This is a genomic window from Pseudoruegeria sp. HB172150, from assembly GCF_013184805.1.
GTDB lineage: Bacteria > Pseudomonadota > Alphaproteobacteria > Rhodobacterales > Rhodobacteraceae > Psychromarinibacter.
In genome coordinates this window covers 1059145-1077584 of record NZ_JAATNG010000001.1, presented here as the reverse complement: position 1 = coordinate 1077584, position 18440 = coordinate 1059145, and the positions used below count along the sequence as shown (strand labels likewise).

The following is an 18440-nucleotide window of genomic DNA, read 5'->3' as shown; positions in this document are numbered from 1 at the left end:
TCCCGACTTGCGCAACAGGTGACGCCGGAGGCATTCTGCGAAGCACACGGCGAAAATGGATTTCAAGATTTCGCCGAAACGACAAGAATTCGTTGCGATACCGGGCGAAATTCGCCAGTTAGAAGAAAATCAGTTTCGCGGAGCCATACCATGACGATTCCCGGCATCACCCGTCTCGACGCAGCCGACGCGCAGGCCGGCGGGCAGGAGCGCCCGTTCTCCAAGGCCGTGCGTGCAGGCGATTTCGTCTACGTCTCCGGTCAGGTCCCGACCCGCGACGGAGAGGTCATCGCGGGCAACATCACCACACAGACCGAAGCGGTGATCGAGAACATCAGGGAAGTCCTGGCACTTGCCGGATGCGGTATGGAGCATGTGGTGAAGGTCAACGCATGGCTCGATGACGCGCGCGACTTTTCTTCCTTCAATGCCGTGTTCAAAAAGCATTTCTCGGCGCATCCCCCGGCGCGCTCGACGGTGCAGTCGCCGCTGATGGTCGATGCCAAGGTGGAGATGGACGTGATCGCCTACTGCCCGCTGGAAAGCTGAGCCCAGATGAAGATCCTGATCCTCGACGATGCCGGGGCCGCCTCGGCGCGCGCCGCCGGGCTGATCGCCGACCACGTGCGCGAGAAGCCGGAAACGGTGCTCGGGCTCGCCACCGGCGGCACGATGGAGGCAGTCTATGCCCACCTGATCGCGCTGCACCGGGCCGGCGAGGTCAGTTTCGCCGGGGTGTCGAGCTTCAACCTGGATGAATATGTCGGGCTGGCGGGCGATCACCCCTGCTCTTACCGGCGCTACATGGCCGAGAAACTCTTTGACCAGATCGACATGGCGCCGGGCGCCGGGCATCTGCCGAAGGGCGAGGCCGAGGATCCGGAGGCGGAGGCCGACGCCTACGAGGCCAAGATCGTGGCGGCCGGGGACCTTGACCTGCAGCTTCTGGGGCTGGGGCAGAACGGGCATATCGGGTTCAACGAACCCACCTCCAGCCTGTCGTCGCTGACGCGGCTGAAAACGCTGACCCGCTCCACCCGCGAGGCGAACAGCCGGTTCTTCCCGGCGGGCGAGGAACCGCCGCGACTGGCGATCACCATGGGCATCGGCACCATAATGCGGGCGCGCGAGGTGCTGCTGGTGGCGACCGGCGAGGCCAAGGCCGAGGCGGTGGAACAGGTCGTCGAAGGCGCGGTTTCGGCGCGCTGGCCGGGGTCGATCCTGCAGATGCACCGCAAGGCGACGCTGATCCTCGACCGCGCGGCGGCCTGCCGGCTGGAACTGACCGACTATTACATGGACGTGCACCCGGAATAGCGCGCCCGCGCGCCGGGTCAGTCCAGCAGCGCGCGCAGGGCGGCGACGGTCGCCGCGTCGGTGCGGCGCGCGCAGGCCTCCTGAAATCCGAATTTCGCGAGCTTCGCATCGGTCGGTGCTGGGGCTGACGCGGAGGCATGCACTTCAACCGGGTCGAGCGCTGTCAGCAGGGCGGGCAGTGTCGCGGGCGAGATCCCCGAACCGGGCATGATCACCAGCCGTTCCCCTGCCCTGTCCTGCATCGCTTTCAGGCGGTCGATCCCGTCCGCGGCCCGCAGCGCGCCGCCGGAACTGAGTATGCGCGAAATTCCAAGGTCCGCCGCCTGATCCACAGCGGTCAGCGGGTCGCTCAGCAGGTCGACGCAGCGGTGCAGGGTTATGTCCAGCCCCTCGGCGGCGCGCGTCAGGATGCGCAGCGCGGAAAGGTCCAGCGCGTCACCGTCGAGCGCGCCGATCACGATCCCAGCCAGCCCCGCCTCGGACGCCGCGACTATCTCTGTTTCCATCGCCGCGAGTTCGCGGTCGCACCACTCGAACCCGCCGGAGCGGGGCCGGATCATCGCCGTGACCGGGATCTGAGTCGCCGCCGCCTCGACCATCAGGCCCGGCGAGGGCGTCAGCCCGCCGAGAGACAGCGCGGAGCACAGCTCGATCCGGTCCGCGCCGCCTTCGACGGCGGCTTCCAGACCTTCAAGGTCGTCGACGCAGATCTCCAGAACGCGGTCCATGTCCGATCCTCTCACACCGCGGCCCGGATTTTCCAGCCTTCCAGCATGAGCAGCCCAATTCCGCCGATGGCCCCCGCCACGGCGCCCATCATGGCCACCGTCGGGTAGCCGCCGAAGGCGGTTCCGAGGGCGAAAAGGCCGGCGGCGAGCGCGCCCGCGAGGAACATGTTGATCGACAGCAGCGACGAGGACAGCCCCGGACGATCCGCGATCAGTTCCTGCAGATAGCCGAGCGGCAGGGTGATGATCGCCGCCGCCCCGACGCCGCCGACGCAGGAGGCCGCGATTACAGCGGCGGGCGACATCGCATGCGCCAGCCAGACGAGGTAGACGACGTAGAGCGCCACGCCGAGCCCGAGGCTGGCGACGATGGACAGTGTCTTCACGATCCGCGCCCAGACGAGGATGAAGGCAACCTCGATGGCGGCGACGAGGCCGACGATGACACCCACATCGCCCGGCACGCCGCCGGCCTGCCCAGTGACGATCAGGGGCATGACCGCGCCGTTCACGTGCAGCGTAGCGGTGATCAGCGCCGCCGCCAGCACCCGAAGCGCCACAGGCAGGCGCAGGAGCAGGCCGAATGCCACCAGCAGTGACACGCGTGGCGGCCGGGTGGAGGCATCGCCGCCGCCGCCGCGCGGCATCATCAGCTTGATCACCACGAGCACGACCAGCGCGACGATGGCTGCGATCAGGAAGGCCGGCAACAGAGTCTCGGACCGCGACAGCGCCAATCCAACCAGACCGGGCACGAGGATCCACGCGACCGAGATCAGGGCGCGCAGGACCGAGGAGACGGCGGCCTGCTCGGATTTCGGCAGCCCCAGCGAAAACACCCGCCCCGCCGCGAAGAGCAGCGAATAAAGGCCGCCATAGACCGACAGCGGGATCAGCACCGAGAACACGAAAACCCAGGGCGAGCGCACGAGGTAGATCGCCCCGAAGCCGAGGATGCCGCAGGCGGCGAGCCACATCAGCAACCTGCGATACCCGGAATCGCGGTCCGCCAGCGTGCCGAGGATCACCGAGACCAGCACGTTGATCACCGCCGCCATCAGCGTCACCGCCGAGAAGGCGGCGTCTGACAGTCCCAGTTCGCGGATGGCCACGACGGACTGGTAGGGCGCGGTCGCCGCCCCGGCGAAGCCGAAGAAGAAAATCGCGACCGCGCAGGCGCGCAGGCCGGGCGTGGTCCAGACGGTGGTCAGCGTGGAAAGCATGGGGTTGGGCTCGGCTCAAATTCGACTGGCGCGGGAACGCCACTGAAACGGAGGCGCGGCGGGCCCTGTTACAGGCCCGCCGCGAAGACGTCTATCGGCTGCGGCCGGGCGGCCGCGTTTATTCTGGCGCGCGGGCCGACCGGACCGGTGCTGGCGTGAAGGTGGCGTCGGGCGCCCACGGATAGATCCCCGTTGCGCGGTTACGGCTTTCCAGCCGCGGGATGTCCTGGTTCACCACCCCGTCGGTCAGCGCCATCAGGTTCGGGTTGGCCAGCGGCGCCAGTTCTGGCGACAGATAACCTGACTTCACCACCAGCAGCGCAACCGCCCCCGGGTCCAGCCCGAGTGCGGCCAAATCGGCGATGTCGTGATAGGGGCGGCGACGTGCGGCCAGCACCACGGTGATCCCGCCGGTGCGCACGACCGCCTGCCGGAACGCGCCTCCGGCACCTTCGTCCAGCCGCAGAACTTCGAACATCGCCTTGACCGACGCGCCCTTGGGATCGAGGTTGCCGCCAACGGTCAGCTCCAGAATTGCGCCCTTGCCTGCTGCAAAGCACAGGTCGACCGCCGGCGCGTCGGTGATCCCGGCGACCAGCGCGTCCTGCCAGTCGCGTTCCACCAGCGCCGCCAGCACATTGCCACGGTCGCCCACCCCGCCGCCTGTCGGATTGTCGCCGCTGTCGGCGAGGATCACGGGGCGCGTTTCCGACTTCGCCGCGATCTCGAGCATGTCTTCCAGCGGGCCCGTTACCGGACCGAAGGCGAATTTCGTCCGTGCGTCCCAGTAGGCCCCGGCCAGATCGCGCGCGGCCGCCTCGGCCTCGGCCTTGTCCGTCGCGGTCACGACGGCAGCGGCCGTGACGCGCGGTTCGTCGGCCCAGACGTACCCGACCATCTGATCGGCGCTCCAGATTCCGGGGCGTTCGTCGTGGCCCGGCAGGGCGGCGTAGAGCGACGCGGCGGGTTCGTCCTCGGTCGAGGAGCGTTCCCCCGGCATCAGGACGGGGATCTTCGCCCAGGTCACGAAGGGCCGCTCGCCTGTCCGCAGGCAGCGCAGCAGCATTGCCCAGGCCCGCTTCATCGTTTCTGCCACGTCGATATGCGGCGCGGTGCGGTAGGCGGCGAACATGTCGATCTGGTCGACGATCCGCTGGCTGACATTGCCGTGCAGGTCGTAGCTGACGGATATCGGAATGTCCGGGCCCACCAGATCGCGCACCGCCTTGATCCAGTCGCCCTCGGCATCCTGCATGTCGTCCACGAACATCGCGCCGTGCATGGCGAGGTACACGCCGTCGACCGGCAGCGCCGCCTTCAGCCGCGCCAGCAGATCCGCCTTGAACGCGTCATAGGCGGCGCGGTCCACCGGGCCGCCGGGCACGGCGCGGGCGTGCAGCAGCGGCAGGATTTCGACATCGTCTTCCGGCAGGAAGGCGAAATAGGCGGAGGCGGTCAGATCGTCGCCCCGCATCAAGTGGAAATCCGCTTCGCGGATCAGCACCGGGTTGTAGGTGGAGCACTCGGTATGGATGCCGCCGACGGCGATCCGTTTCTTCTCAGTCATTTACAGTCCCTGGTTGATGTTCTGCCTTAAGCGCGGGGCAAGTCAGCCCCGGCGGGTCAGAACACCGGATGCAGCTTTACGATGGCCGCGTAGCGGTAGAGGTCCTTGCGGTCCTTCGGTGTCCAGGCGGCTTCTGCCACGCCGCAGAGGCGCGGAAAGACCAGCCGGTTGAAATAGGCGCGCGAGGTGAAATGCTCGCACCAGATGCAGGACTGGATGCCCTTCATCCGGGGACGCAGTTCCTCGGGGAAATCGCCCTCGGCCTCGTAGGTGTAGGAATTCACCGGCGTCGAGGTTCCGGCCCAGCCCGCACCTGGCTCCAGCCATTCGTCCGCCTGCACCATGTCGAGGTAATAGGCCTGGCCCGGCGTCATCACGACGTCATAGCCCTGCCGCGCCAGCTCGATGCCGACCTCGGGCCGTTCCCACGCCATGAGGAGCGTGCCTTCGGGGTCGACGCCGCCGCCGTGGGCGACCTCGTTCCAGCCGGCCAGCTTCTTGCCGCGCTCTGCCAGCATCTTCGCCACGCGGCGCATGAAATGGCTCTGGAGTTCGAAGGTGCCCTTAAGCCCCTCCTTCTCCATCAGGAGCCGCGCATAGTGCGAGTTCAGCCAGGAGCCGTCAGCCACCTCGTCGCCACCGATGTGCAGGTATTCGCCGGGGAACAGGTCGACCATCTCGTCGAAGACATTGGCGAGGAAGTCGTAGGTCTCTTCCCGCGCGGGGTTGAGTGCATTGTTCGCGTAGCCCTGGATGGAATGGTAGCTGTGGGGCGCTTCCTGCGGATCGGCGAGACCGTCGATCACCGTCAGCGCGGCGGTGGAATGGCCGGGGATGTCGACCTCTGGCACCACGGTGATGCCCAGCGCCGCGGCATGCGCAACAACCGCGCGGATCTCTTCCTGCGTGTAGAATCCGTGCACCGGCTTCGCCCCGTTGCCGAGTTGCGGCGTCAGCGGCTCGTCCGGGCCGCGGGTCGCCCCAGCCTGCGTAAGTTGCGGATATGCCTTGATTTCCAGCCGCCAGCCTTCGTCATCGGTCAGGTGCCAGTGGAAGATGTTCATCCGGTGCCACGCGAGGATATCGAGGAAGCGCGAGACGTCCGTGGCGTTCCAGAACTGCCGCGACACATCCAGATGCGAGCCACGCCAGGAATAGCGCGGCGCGTCCGTGATGGTGCCGCTGGCGGGGAAGCGGAATGCATCGTCAACGACCGCGCCGTGCAGCATCTGGCCCAGCACGATCAGGCCGTGACGGATGCCGTCGTCATCGGCGGCTTTGACCGTGATCGTTTCTGCTACCTCGATGGCATAGCCGCCGGTCCCGAAGTCTCCGCCCCTGGCGATCGCGACGGGCCGGGTTCCGGGCATGGGGAGCATGGAGAATACCGCCCGCGCTTCGGGGTAGAGCCTGCGATGCAGCGCCTCTACCTGGCTGAAGGCGGCCAGCGCGGCGGCATCGCTGCCCGGAGCGGGGCACAGCGCCAGCGGGGTGTCGCCGGGCTGCAGATCCAGCGCGATCGGCCACGGCAGAACGGCATAGGGTTCGTCCAGCTTGCCTTCGGGCAGCAGCGGGCCGGGTTCCGGCAGGTCGCGGCCTTCGGGGAACAGGTCGGACACCTCGACATCCACATGGGTCGGTGTACCGGACGCAGTCAGCGTCAGGATCCCGGATTTCGCGCCATCGGTGCGGTGGCGCGGGTCGCGGTTCAGGTTCGTTACTTCGAAGGTCCAGCTTTCCCCCGGCGCTATTTCCAGCCCGGCGGGCGGCGCGAACCGGTGATAGTTGGCGTCGCGCAGCTCCAGCTCTGCCCCTTCGACCGCGAACGGGCGCATCGCGCGGGTCAGCGAGGTGTAGGCCAGGCGGAAATCGCTCAGCACTTCGTCCGAAAGGTTCCAGAGCGTGACCTTGAGCGTGCCGTAGGGCGCAGGCTCGGGCGACCAGGTGTTTTCCAGGCGGTATCGGTACATGTGACCTCGGTTCGTGGTGACTTGGGTTGTGGCGGGCTCAGTCGCCCAGAAGCTGGCTGTCGTCGCCGTCGCGGTGGCGGATCAGGCTCTCCTTGATCCGGCGCAGGGTGGCGGCGGTGGCGGTGCGGTCGGCATAGGCGACGAGGTTGGCAAGGATATCGAGCACGGCGAGCATCGCGTAGCGGGTCGAGGTCGGGCGGAAGATGTTCTCTCCCTCCGGCAGATCGACTGTGAGCACCAGATCCGCGGCATCGGCCACGGGCGAGCCCGACTGCGTCAGCGCGATGGTGGTGGCGCCCTGATCGCGGGCGAGGGCAAAGGCGCGCACCAGCTCGACATTCCGGCCCGAGAAGGACGATCCGAAGACCACGTCGTGCGGCGTCACGGCGGAGGCCTGCATCATCTGCATTCCGTGGTCGGTGCTGACGGTGATCCGGCAGCCCAGACGGAACAGACGGTTCTGCATTTCGTTCACGATCATCGAGGAATTGCCGCCCGACCCGAAGGCATAGATCATCCCCGCCCGCGACAGGACCGACGCCGCTTCCTCGACCGCCTTCAGGTCAAGCTGGCGGTGCACGACAAAGAGCGCGTTCTGCGCCTTGGTGACGATATCCTCGGCCACTTCCGGGGCCGTCCAGGATTTTGCGTCGGGCTTCAGGTAGCGCAGGCCGACATAGGACGACTTGGCCAGCGTCACCTTGAAATCGGAGAAGGAGTTGCAGCCCAGACGGCGGCAGAACCGGGTCACCGTGGGCGGCGACACCTCGGCCCGCGCGGCAAGGTCGGTGATTGAGGCGTTGACCGCGAAATCGAGATCTTCGAGGACGAGATCGGCAAGGCGCTGCTCGGATTGCGAGAGCTTCATTCCCTCCTGCATCAGCGTCGAGAAGATATCCATCGACCGTCCCTTTGCGCCCTGTTTCCGGACATTGCAGCGTGAAGGAAACCCGCCGAGTCCGAAAATGATTTTCTTATTTACGTTGACACTCTGGCATGCACTCCCAAAACTGACCAGTGAAAACCGCAATCCACGAAAAGAATTTCAACATGTCAGCCGAAACCGCCCAAAACCCGCGCGACCCGATGAAGAACCCCTTCGCGCCCGATGACAGCGCCCGCCATGCCATCTGGGAGATGCTGGTGCCGCGCGATATCGACGCCTTCCTCGCCGCCGACTGGTCGATGGTCGAAGGCGATTTCATCGCCGAGAATTTCACCGGCATGAACGGCAATTTCGACCCCAACCCGCAGAAATGGACGCTGTCCTTTGCCGCGCTCGACGCCTATCGCGACGAATGGCTGCGTCAGGCCACGGCGAACCGGTCGACCGAGTATGCCGAGGATCCGCGCGCCGCGATCTTCTCCGCGACCCGGCTGGAAGAGATAGAGATCGACGGCCCCGCCGCGCTTGTGCGAAAGAAGTTCGACGGGCGCATCAAACGCGCCGACGGAGGCGAGGACCGCATGCTCTGGCAAACGCTTTACTGGTGCCGTGAATCGGCCGAAGGCTGGAAGATCGCCGGCTTTGTCGGCTACCTGCCTTACGCGGGGTCCTGATGGACGCTCCCTGGCCCGCACCTGGAACGCCGCTGACCGAACTGATGACGCCGCTGCCGGTGATCGACGAGGCGCGGCTGGCCGGGAATATCGCCCGCGTGCAGGATTACATGACGGGCATCGGCCGGAATTTTCGTCCGCATATCAAGACGCACAAGCTGCCGGAACTGGCGGCGGCGCAGGTCGAGGCCGGTGCCGTCGGCATCAACTGCCAGAAGGTGACGGAGGCGGAGGTTTTCGCCGAGGCGGGCTTTGACGACATCCTGATCACCTACAACATTCTCGGGCCCGCCCGGCTGGCCCGCCTCAGGGCACTGAACGATCGGATCGCGGCGCTGTCGGTCACCGCAGACAACGCTGTCACGGTGCGCGGGCTGGCGGATACGTTCGGCCCCGACCGTCCGCTGACCGTGCTGGTGGAATGCGACACCTCGGCCGGGCGCTGCGGCGTGCAGACGGCCGGGGACGCCGTGGCGCTGGCGCAGGAGATCGCCAGAGCGGAGGGCCTCCGTTTCGGCGGGCTGATGACCTACCCGCCCAGCGGCGGCGCCGCTAAGGTCGAGGCGTTCCTGTCCGAAACCCTGACGCTGCTGTCGCAGGCTGGCCTGCCCTGCCCCACCGTGTCCATCGGCGGCACGCCGGACCTGTTCCTGTCCGATCAGGTGCCTTCCGCGACCGAGCACCGCGCGGGCACCTATATCTACAACGACCGCGCCATGGTCCGTGCCGGCCATGTCGGGCCGGAACACTGCGCCATGCATATCCTCGCGACAGTGGTGTCCCGCCCGACCGAGACCCGCGCCATTGTGGATGCCGGGTCCAAGGCGCTGACATCGGACCTGCTGGGGTTCCAGGATCACGGGCTGATCGAGGAATACCCCGATGCCCGCATCGTCGCCCTGTCCGAGGAGCATGGCACCGTCGACCTGTCCGCCGTGGAAGGTCCTGGCCCGCAGGTCGGAGAGATGGTGCGCGTCGTGCCGAACCACACCTGCGTGGTTACCAACCTGTTCGACCGGATGGTGTTTCACGACGGCGCGCGGGTGACCCGCGTGGTGGACGTCGCGGCGCGCGGCAAGGTCTGGTAGGGGGCTGCCACCGGCGCCAGCCGGATACGGAACCGCAGCCGGAAAGCGGGCCGGACCGCCGAGGCGCGATCCGGCCGTATCGCAGGTCTATTCGGTAACGGCATCCTCCGGCTCGGCCGCCGTCTCCGGCGCCGGCCTGATCCAGAATTCCGGCATCGCGGCCAGACGGCAGCGGTCGTCGATCTTCATGGTGGGATCGTTGATGAAAGCCACGCTCATATCCTGCACGCAGGGCTGATACGCGATTGCGCCGTGCCCGGCCTCGGGGATGATGATCGACTGACCGTTCGGCAGCGTTTCGACCGCCAGTTCGGCCCAGCTCGCCGCTGTCTGCGTGTCCCAGCCGGATCCGATGGAAAGCGTGGGAATGTCGCTGACCACCGGGTCCTGGAACCCCTCGCGCGGCGATTGGTCGAACGATTTGCACATCTCGAAGAAGATGCCGATTTCTTCCGCCCAGATACCGCGCACCGCCGGGAAATTACCCGCCGCCGTCGCCTCCTCGAACCCGTCCATGGTGTTGTAGGGAAGGTCCTCCTGACAGGCATAGACCCCTAGGTGCAGTGTCTTCAGGTACTCGTGCTCGGGGCGGTCGGCCGCCTTGGCAATGACGCGGTAAACCTGCTCCACCTCCGCTTCGTTCATCGCCTCGATCAGTGCCAGAAGCCGCTCCTCGTCTTCGAAATGCTTCGCCACGAAGGCCGCCAGCCGGACCTTGTTATGCGGCCCGTTCTGAAGTGCAAGGTAGTCCCGCGCCGCCGCCAGTGCCGCGTCGCGGTCGGTCTGCCACTCTCCGCCGGACCGCTGCAACTCGCGGTCGAACAGCGCGCCCAGCGGCCCGAGATCGCGGTCGCGCAGGACGGCAAGGCGTAGATCCTCGAGCGATTGCCGAAGCGCGACTTCGGCCGCGCGGAACAGGTCCGCCTCCGCCATGACGGTTTCGGCGGCGCGCAGTGGATCGCCTTCCAGTTCCTTAACCTGCGCTTTCACCTTCTCGGACCGGATGTTGCTGAGGCTGTCCAGGTCGAAACCCTCGACCTTGATCTTGTCCCATAGCGGCGTCTTGTCTTCGGTCAGTTCGTACATCAGCGCCGGGATGACGGGCGTTATGCTTTCCTTGCGGAATGACCCGTTGCGCACCATGAACGGCAGCAGGGCCACCTCCAGCGGAAGCGGTTCGCCGCCCACCTCCAGTTCGCCCGCCGCGGCAGCTTCCAGCACCCCGGTTATGACCGACCCAAGATCCGGATATGCCGCGTCGCAGGCGTCGTCCGCGGCGCACAGGTCCACGACCATCTGGATCGCTTCGTCCACCGGTTGCGCCACCGTATCGTAGAGCTTCACCGCCGGCGGCGCGACGCCGTCGATGACGACGGCCCGCAACCCTTCGGGCACCGAGCGCATGACCTCCAGCGACAGCTTTGTTCCGTAGGAAATGCCGTAGAGGTTGTAGGTGTCGTATCCCAGCCCGGTCAGGACCGCGCGCACGTCGCGGGCATTTTCCAGCGTGTTGTACTTCGACAGGTCAATGTCCATCGCCTTCAGTTCAGCGGTGCATTGCGCCGTCAGGCCAGGTCCGTCTTCGATCGGCGCGGTCCCGTATCCCTCGAACTCCGGATCGACCATCACGTCGATATGCGCGCGCATCGCTTCGAAGCAGGAGGTGCTGGCGCCGGACAGGCCGGCGGCGCGCTGATCGAACATCACGAGGTCGCGGGTCTGGCGAAATGGATCGAATACCTGCGCGAACCCGGCAAAATTGCCCATGATACCGCCGCCGGGACCTCCGTGAAGGTGCACCAGCGGATCCGGAGACGGGTAGTCGGAATGGGATTTCAGGACAGTGAAGGCAAGGTCGATCCGCCGGCCCTCGGGCGCTTCGTGATCCTCGGGCACCGAAATCGTGCCGCAGATGACGGTCTGCCCTTCGATCTCCTCCGTCAGAAGGGGACGGGCGCAGGGCGAAATCTCTACCGGATAGGCCGGGTCGAACCCGCCCGCCACAAGCTCCGGAAAGCCGCCGGCGCCGGGTTCACTGGCGAGAAGCCCCGCGACAGTGGCAATGATCTGATCGTAATTCATGGGAAAAGTCCTCTACTCTGGGGATAACTCGCATCGGGTCTGTTCACCGGAAGGTTATCTTGGCCATCCTCAAGCGACCAAACGGTTTTTCCCCTGTGGGCCAGAAATATCCGGTGCCAGGACACCGGATCGAATGAATGGCACCGGTCCGCCCCGCCCGCCGCCTCGTCCCCGGTTGTCTTTCCGGCGGCGGAGTGGTCTGGTGGCGCGGAAAAACTTTGGATGCCGGACGGATATACATCATGACCATCGAAACCACCCATGTCGGAAGCCTGCCACGCGGCGATACCCTTTCCGCGCTGCTGATCGCCAAGGACAAGGGGGAATCCTTTGATCCAGCCGAGTTCGAGGACGTTGTGCAGGAGGCCATCAACGAGGCCGTGAAACACCAGCGCGAGGCCGGCGTCACCATCGTATCGGATGGCGAACTCGGGAAGGTCGGTTATTCGACCTACATGCAGGAACGCCTCAGCGGCTTCGGCGGCCATATCGACCGCAAGCCCGCAAAGGACCTCGCCGCGCATCCCGGCCTCGCGAAGAAGCTGAGCGCCATCATGGGCAGCCAGGAATTCACCCGTGCCTCCTGCATCGGCGAGGTGAAGCTGGTCAACCTGCAGCCCGCGCTCGACGACATCCAGCGGTTCAAGACCGCACTGGAGGCCGAGGGCTACGGTACGCGCGCTTTCATGAATGCCGCGTCGCCGGGGCTGATCACGGCGTTCCAGGTCAACAAGTACTACCCGAGCCACGAGGCCTATCTCGACGCGCTGGCCACCGCGATGCGGCCGGAATACGAGGCCATCCTCCACGCAGGCTTCGATATCCAGTTCGACTGTCCCGACCTCGCGATGTCGGCACATACCGGGTATCAGGATCTGTCGCAGGACGAGTTCGTCAAGATCGCCGCGGCGAATGTCGAGGCGCTGAACGCCGCGACCGAAGGGCTGCCGAAGGACCGGATGCGGATGCACCTGTGCTGGGGGAACTACGAAGGCCCCCACGACCACGACATCCCGCTGGAAAAGGTGATCGACACTGTTCTTGCCGCAAATCCGTCGACGATCCTGTTCGAAAGCGCGAACCCCTGCCACGAACATGAATGGGTGGTCTGGCGCGACGCGGATATCCCCGAGGACAAGATCCTTGCCCCCGGCGTCATCGACACCTGCTCCAACTATGTCGAGCATCCGCAGCTTGTCGCTCAGCGGTTGCAGCGCTTCATCGACATTGTCGGCGCGGACCGGGTGGTCGCCAGCACCGATTGCGGCTTCGGCACCTTCGCGGGTTACGGCAAGATCGACCCCGAGGTGACATGGAAAAAGCTGCGCAACCTGCGCATCGGGGCGGATCTGGCGGCGGCCTGAGCGCCGGTCCTCGGATTGTCCCGCAGATGAAAAGGGCGGCCCTCTGGCCGCCCAATTCTCCGCGAGTGTGGGGTAATTTCATTGAACCGCCTGCACGGTTTCGGGCATCGGCAGGCCGGTATCGACCCGCCGCTCGAAGGCCATGCCGTCATCGCCGAACAGATGGCAGTCGGCCCCCTTGAAGGACAGGCTTACCGGCTGCTCCGGCGCCACCGGGGCGGATCCCGGAAGAAGCGCAGACACAGTGCCGACGCCGTCCAGATGGGCATAGGCCACCGTGTTCACGCCCAGCCGTTCGACGACGCTCGGAACCACCGTGATTGACAGCTCCGCCGGCGTCAGCGACAGGTGCTCGGGACGGATGCCCAGCGTCACCGGCTCGCCCACCTGCCCCGCAGCCGCAGCGACGGGAACGGTGATCGTGCCGCCCAACTTCAGTTCCACCTCCACGCCGGCATCGGAGACGCCGCGGCAGGTGCCGGGCAGGAAGTTCATCTTCGGATTGCCGATAAACCCGGCGACGAACAGGTTGTCCGGCTTGTGATAGAGTTCCAGCGGCGCGCCGACCTGGCTGACCCGGCCGGCATCCAGCACCACGATCCGGTCGGCCATCGTCATCGCCTCGATCTGGTCGTGAGTGACGTAGATCATCGTCGCCTTGAGCTTCTGGTGCAGCGCCGTCAGCTCGATCCGCATCTCTGCGCGCAGAGCGGCGTCGAGGTTCGACAAGGGTTCGTCGAACAGGAAGATCGACGGTTCGCGGACGATGGCGCGGCCGATGGCGACACGCTGGCGCTGGCCGCCCGAGAGGTTGCCGGGCTTCTGGTCCAGCCGGCTTTCCAGCTGCAGGACCGCCGCCGCGCGGTTCACGCGTTCGGTGAGCTGATCCTTCGGCATCTTCTCGACACGCAGCGGGAAGGCGATGTTCTCGAACACCGACATGTGCGGGTAGAGCGCGTAGCTCTGGAACACCATCGCGATGCCGCGCTTGACCGGCGGCAGGTCATTCACCCGGACGCCGTCGATGGTGCAGTCGCCCTCGGAAATTTCCTCGAGCCCGCAAATCATGCGCAGAAGCGTGGACTTGCCGCAGCCCGACGGGCCGACAAAGACGACGAACTCGCCATCCTTGATGTCGAGGTCGATGCCGTGGATGACCTCAAGGTGCTCGAAGCGCTTCTTGACACCGTTCAGGGCCAGCTGTCCCAAGGGGAATTCCTTTCTCCGTCAGGGGTCCGGGCCCGGAGGCCCGGACCAGAGAGCCTGTTGGCTCAGATCACTCCAGCTCTTTCAGCTCGGCATCGGCTTTGGCCAGCGCATCCGCCGGTTCGGCCTTGCCGGTCACGACCGACTGCACCATCTCGATCATGATGTTCTGGAAGGCGCGGTAGTCGGTGAACAGCGGCTCGGGTCCGCCATACTCGATGCCCTCGATGTAGGGCGCCCAGTAAGGCTTTTCCGCCACCAGCGCGTCGATGGTCGGCGACGGACGCAGCGGGGTCAGGCCGGCGTTCAGGTCGTATTCCTCCTGCGCGGCGGGCGCGGTGAGGAACTTGGCGAGGCTGATCGCCTGCTCTTCGACGCCGGTGCCCGAGAACACGGCCAGCGAGTCGGTGATCAGCAGCGTGCCGGGACCCTGTGCTTCGGGGCCGAGCGGCAGGTTGGCGACACCCCAGTTGATGTCGGTGTCGGCAAGGCGCGACACGGCGCCGATGGAGGCGTGGATCATCGAGACGCCACCGTCGAGGAAGATCGCGCGGACCTCGTTCTGCTCGTAGGCGGTCGGGCCTTCTTCCGAGTAGGGAACGAGGGTCTTGTAGGCTTCCAGCGCGGCCAGGTTTTCCGGCGAGTTCAGGACGATGTTGCCGTCGTCGTCGATGACCTTGCCGTTGTTGGTGTAAACCCAGTGCAGGAACTGGTGCATCGTGTTGTCGAAGGTCTTGGCGACCAGACCGAAGCCGGCGGCATCGGTGTTCTCGGTCACGGCCTTGGCGTCGGCGATCACCTCTTCCCAGGTTGCGGGCGGGGTTTCAGGATCAAGCCCGGCTTCCTCGAACAGGTCCTTGTTCCAGTAGAGCGCCTTGGTCGAGAAGGCGACCGGGATGCCCCACTGCTCGCCCTGGTAGGTCACAGTGCCGACCACGTTCGGGTAATAGGAGGCCTTTTCCTCGTCGCTCATCGGGATCGGTTCGATCAGGCCGAATTCCGCGAATTCCTTCAGCGTGCGCGAGCCGACATAGGCCAGCGCGACCGGCGTACCGGCGACGGCAAGGGTGGTCACCTTGTCCTGGCACTGGCCCCAGCCCACGACTTCGGGCGCGACAGTCCAGCCTTCGTTGGCCGCTTCCCATTCCCCGATGTACTTCTCGTGGATCGGGTCCATGGTGTCGCCGCAGACGATCATGGTGATCTCTTCGGCCGCAGCCGGCAGCGCCGCCGTCAGGGCGGCAACCGCGGCTCCGGTGCGCAAGATGGTTTTCGTCATGTCTTCCTCTCCTGTTGCTGCCTGTTCGGCGGTTCTAGAGTCTGGTTGGTGCCTCGTTGGAGGCCGGTTCACCCACGCTGGCTACTGCTTCACCGCCCCGGCGGTGAGGCCGGCCACGAGATAGCGTTGCAGCGCGAAGATCAGGATCATGGCGGGCGCGATGCCGACGAAGCTCGCCGCCATGAGTTCGTTCCAGATAACCTCCTGCCGGCCGAAATAGGCGAAAAGCCCGATCGGCAGCGGCATGAACTCTGTCTTGGAGTTGAAGGTCAGGGCAAAGATGAACTGCTGCGCGTAAGCGCCGATGAAAGTGGTGATCGCCACGACGATGATGCCGGGCATCGCCAGCGGCAGGATCACCCGGCGCATGATGTAGAAATGCCCTGCCCCGTCCACATAGGCGGCCTCGTCCAGTTCGCGCGGGATCCGGCGCATGTAGGTCTGCAGCAGCCAGATCGCCGTCGGGATCAGGAACGCGACACCGGGCACGATCATCGCCCAGTAGGTGTTCAGAAGCCCGTAGGTACGCATCAGCCGGAACAGCGGAATCAGCAGCACCGCGCCCGAGAACATGTTGACCGCGAGGAACGCGCCCAGCAGATAGCCCGCATTCTTGAACTCGATCCGGGCAAAGGCATAGGAGGCCGGAACCACCAGCAGCAGCACCACCAGCGTGATTACCGTCGAGATGAAGAACGAGTTGAAGATGTAGCGGCCGAAGCCCGGCACGCTTTCCCACATCGTGCGGTAGGCCGTGAAGGAGCCGTTCTCGGGGATGAACTTGTAGGGGGTCGAGAACAGCAGGCCGAGCGGTTTCAGAGAGACGAGGAACCCCTCGATGAACGGCGCCAGGATGAAGAACAGGAACAGCGCGATCCCGCAATACATCAGCACCACTTCCCACCAGCGGTAGCGGTTGATCATGGCGTTGTTCTTCATCATGTCGCCATCCTGTTGCTGAGCTTGGTGACCGCCCGGAAGTAGAGGATCGCAAAGGCCGACAGGAACAGGCAGATGATAACCGCCCGCGCCGCGCCCTCGCCGAATTTCTTCGACCCGATGGCGGTGGAATAGGTGTCGATGATCATCGTCGTGGTTGCGCCGGACGGCCCGCCCTGGGTCAGGATCCAGATGATATCGAAGGAGTTGAAGGTCGAGATCAGCGAGATCATCGACATCGTGATCGCCGCCGGGAAGATCATCGGCAGGGTTATGCGCCGCAGGCGGTAGAACCGGCTGGCGCCGTCGACCCACGCGGCCTCGTTCAGGTCCTGCGGCACCGCCTGGATCGCGGCCAGCATGTACATCGTCACCATCGGCACGCCGATCCACACGTCGGTGACGATCGTGGCCCAGAAGGCGGAACTGCCGTAGGCGAGGAAGGCGACCGGCCCGTCCGACAGGCCGAAGCGTTGCAGCAGGCCCGAGATCATCCCGAACTGGCCGTTATACATCCAGCCCCACATGAAGATGCCGATGGCCATCGGCACGATCCACGGCGGCATGGTCAGGATGCGGAACACGGCGCGTCCGGGCAGAGCGGCGTTCAGAAGCAGCGCGCCGCTGGTGCCGATAATCATCTTCAGAGACACCGACAGGAAGGTCCAGACGAAGGTGCGGATGATGATCGTGGCGAATTCCGCGTCGAAGATCTTTTCGTAATTCGCCCAGCCGATCCAGTTCGTCGTCTTGCGCAGCGACGCGTCGGTAAAGGAGAGGTAGAAGGTGTCGACCAGCGGATAGGCGACGATGGCCGCGACATAGAGCACGGCCGGAAGCAGCAGGAGCCAGGCGAAGAGGACGGCGGTCTTCTGCCCCGGCATGTCAGGCCACCACTTTAGCCATTAGCGCCTCGTCATATCGGTCCCAGACCGGCGCCATGTCGATCACGGTCCGTTTCGCGCGCGCCTCGTCCATCGCCATCGCCAGAAGCCCCGCCTCCAGCGCGTCGAGCACCGAGACCGGCTGTTCCGCGCCGGTGAGGACCGAGGCGACGACACCGGCCGCCATTTCCTCGTCCGCACCGTAATGCTGCGACAGGGCGGTGGCCTTGTAGGTCTTTTCGACCAGCGCATCCGAGGTATGGCTGTCGGTCACGTTGAGGAAACCACGCACGAAATCGCCTTCGGCCATGCCGCGGGTGCCGATCACCGCGAAGCGGCGGAAATCGTCGGGCACGTTCAGGTTGGTATGAAACGACAGCGCCGCGCCATTGGCGTATTCGACGATGGCCACCTGGTAGTCGATGATCTCGGCATCGCTGTCGAACACCTTGTCGGTGCCGTTCCAGCCCACCGGCTTGCGGTGATAGACCTCGAGATCGTTGATGCCCCGGTTGCGCGGGTCGTTTGCGGGCACGAAGGTACGGCGCCCGCCGAAGCTGCTGACCCGCGAAGGCCGCGCGCCGATCACGCCGTTATAGAGGTCGATGTCGTGGCAGCACTTTTCCAGCATGAAGCCGCCGGCGTAGCGGTCGTACCGCCGCCAGTCGCGCATGAAGAAGGCGCCGTGATAGGGCGGGATATGCTCGGACGCCTCGATGGAGACTATGTCGCCCAGATGCCCAGCCGCCTGCGCCGCGCGCAGGTCGCGGTAGAGCGGCGCATAGCGCAGCACCAGCCCGATCAGAAGGTTCTCGCGCCCGTAGCGCGACAGGAGCCCGGCCAGTTCGAGGCTTTGCGCGGTCGAGACGACCACGGGCTTTTCCGAGAACACCTTTACCCCCGCCTCGAACCCGGCGCGGATATGATCCAGATGCATGTGATTGGGCGAGCCGACCATCAGAAGGTCGAGCTTTTCGCCCTTCAGCATCTCCTCGACGGTGTCGTACCGGGTGCCTGCCGAGATGCCGGCCTTCTGCAGTCCTTCAAGGCCGGCGGGCGCCGGATCGACGTAACCGGCAATCCGGAAATCCGGATGCATTTCGGTGAAGACCTTGCCCAGATATCCAAGGCGATATCCCAGACCGGCAATGCCGACTTTCATTCCTGGCCCCTGTCTTTGCCTTACGGGATCCGTCGACCGGCGCTGGCGACTCCGCCCCGAATTGCGAAATT

General features: G+C 65.4%; 16 protein-coding genes. 5 read left to right on the top strand and 11 right to left on the bottom strand.

Features of this window, described 5'->3' with window-relative positions:
* Positions 1 to 150 precede the first annotated feature (150 nt).
* Entirely contained in the window at positions 151 to 549 is a 399-nt protein-coding gene (locus HCO70_RS05185) for a RidA family protein (RefSeq protein WP_172293725.1), read from the top strand.
* A 6-nt stretch (positions 550 to 555) separates the two neighbouring features.
* Positions 556 to 1317, top strand: coding sequence for a glucosamine-6-phosphate deaminase (nagB, locus tag HCO70_RS05180; RefSeq protein ID WP_172293723.1), 762 nt, complete (start codon positions 556 to 558; stop codon positions 1315 to 1317).
* A 17-nt stretch (positions 1318 to 1334) separates the two neighbouring features.
* On the opposite strand, the gene HCO70_RS05175 is transcribed toward nagB, so the two are convergent.
* The 5 genes from HCO70_RS05175 to HCO70_RS05155 form a co-directional block, all read right to left on the bottom strand.
* Positions 1335 to 2045: a copper homeostasis protein CutC gene (locus HCO70_RS05175; RefSeq protein WP_172293721.1), complete on the bottom strand. Its 711-nt coding sequence runs from the start codon at positions 2043 to 2045 to the stop codon at positions 1335 to 1337.
* A gap of 11 nt (positions 2046 to 2056) precedes the next feature.
* Positions 2057 to 3268 carry an MFS transporter gene (locus HCO70_RS05170; protein WP_172293720.1) on the bottom strand — a complete coding sequence of 404 codons (1212 nt, stop codon included), beginning with the start codon at positions 3266 to 3268 and terminating at the stop codon, positions 2057 to 2059.
* A 118-nt stretch (positions 3269 to 3386) separates the two neighbouring features.
* Positions 3387 to 4835, bottom strand: coding sequence for a M81 family metallopeptidase (locus HCO70_RS05165; RefSeq protein WP_172293718.1), 1449 nt, complete (start codon positions 4833 to 4835; stop codon positions 3387 to 3389).
* A gap of 56 nt (positions 4836 to 4891) precedes the next feature.
* Positions 4892 to 6805: a beta-N-acetylhexosaminidase gene (locus tag HCO70_RS05160; RefSeq protein ID WP_172293716.1), complete on the bottom strand. Its 1914-nt coding sequence runs from the start codon at positions 6803 to 6805 to the stop codon at positions 4892 to 4894.
* Positions 6806 to 6842: 37 nt separating this feature from the next.
* Positions 6843 to 7706 carry a MurR/RpiR family transcriptional regulator gene (locus HCO70_RS05155; protein WP_172293715.1) on the bottom strand — a complete coding sequence of 288 codons (864 nt, stop codon included), beginning with the start codon at positions 7704 to 7706 and terminating at the stop codon, positions 6843 to 6845.
* Positions 7707 to 7855: 149 nt separating this feature from the next.
* On the opposite strand from HCO70_RS05155, the gene HCO70_RS05150 reads away from it, so the two are divergent.
* Together HCO70_RS05150 and HCO70_RS05145 are read left to right on the top strand one after the other, a co-directional pair.
* Positions 7856 to 8365, top strand: coding sequence for a hypothetical protein (locus tag HCO70_RS05150; protein WP_172293713.1), 510 nt, complete (start codon positions 7856 to 7858; stop codon positions 8363 to 8365).
* Complete coding sequence (locus tag HCO70_RS05145; RefSeq protein WP_172293711.1) at positions 8365 to 9453, top strand: D-TA family PLP-dependent enzyme; 1089 nt, start codon at positions 8365 to 8367, stop codon at positions 9451 to 9453. Before HCO70_RS05150 ends, HCO70_RS05145 begins: the two co-directional genes overlap by 1 nt.
* A gap of 87 nt (positions 9454 to 9540) precedes the next feature.
* Here the strand turns inward: HCO70_RS05145 and HCO70_RS05140 are convergent, their stop codons facing one another.
* The gene (locus HCO70_RS05140) at positions 9541 to 11535 is read right to left on the bottom strand and encodes an alpha/beta fold hydrolase (protein WP_172293710.1); all 1995 of its coding nucleotides are present in this window, start codon (positions 11533 to 11535) and stop codon (positions 9541 to 9543) included.
* A gap of 242 nt (positions 11536 to 11777) precedes the next feature.
* On the opposite strand from HCO70_RS05140, the gene HCO70_RS05135 reads away from it, so the two are divergent.
* Positions 11778 to 12899 (top strand): cobalamin-independent methionine synthase II family protein, encoded by a 1122-nt coding sequence (locus HCO70_RS05135; RefSeq protein WP_172293708.1) that lies wholly within the window; start codon positions 11778 to 11780, stop codon positions 12897 to 12899.
* A gap of 78 nt (positions 12900 to 12977) precedes the next feature.
* Here HCO70_RS05135 and HCO70_RS05130 read toward each other — a convergent pair whose 3' ends face one another.
* The 5 genes from HCO70_RS05130 to HCO70_RS05110 all read right to left on the bottom strand — a co-directional run bounded on the left by HCO70_RS05130 (position 12978) and on the right by HCO70_RS05110 (position 18369).
* Entirely contained in the window at positions 12978 to 14108 is a 1131-nt protein-coding gene (locus HCO70_RS05130) for an ABC transporter ATP-binding protein (RefSeq protein WP_172293706.1), read from the bottom strand.
* Positions 14109 to 14175: 67 nt separating this feature from the next.
* Positions 14176 to 15384, bottom strand: coding sequence for an extracellular solute-binding protein (locus tag HCO70_RS05125; protein ID WP_172293704.1), 1209 nt, complete (start codon positions 15382 to 15384; stop codon positions 14176 to 14178).
* A gap of 81 nt (positions 15385 to 15465) precedes the next feature.
* Positions 15466 to 16326, bottom strand: coding sequence for a carbohydrate ABC transporter permease (locus HCO70_RS05120; RefSeq protein ID WP_216665269.1), 861 nt, complete (start codon positions 16324 to 16326; stop codon positions 15466 to 15468).
* Positions 16323 to 17207, bottom strand: coding sequence for a carbohydrate ABC transporter permease (locus HCO70_RS05115; RefSeq protein ID WP_172293703.1), 885 nt, complete (start codon positions 17205 to 17207; stop codon positions 16323 to 16325). Before HCO70_RS05115 ends, HCO70_RS05120 begins: the two co-directional genes overlap by 4 nt.
* Before the next feature lies 1 nt (position 17208).
* Entirely contained in the window at positions 17209 to 18369 is a 1161-nt protein-coding gene (locus HCO70_RS05110; protein ID WP_172293701.1) for a Gfo/Idh/MocA family protein, read from the bottom strand.
* Between the last annotated feature and the right edge of the window lie 71 nt (positions 18370 to 18440).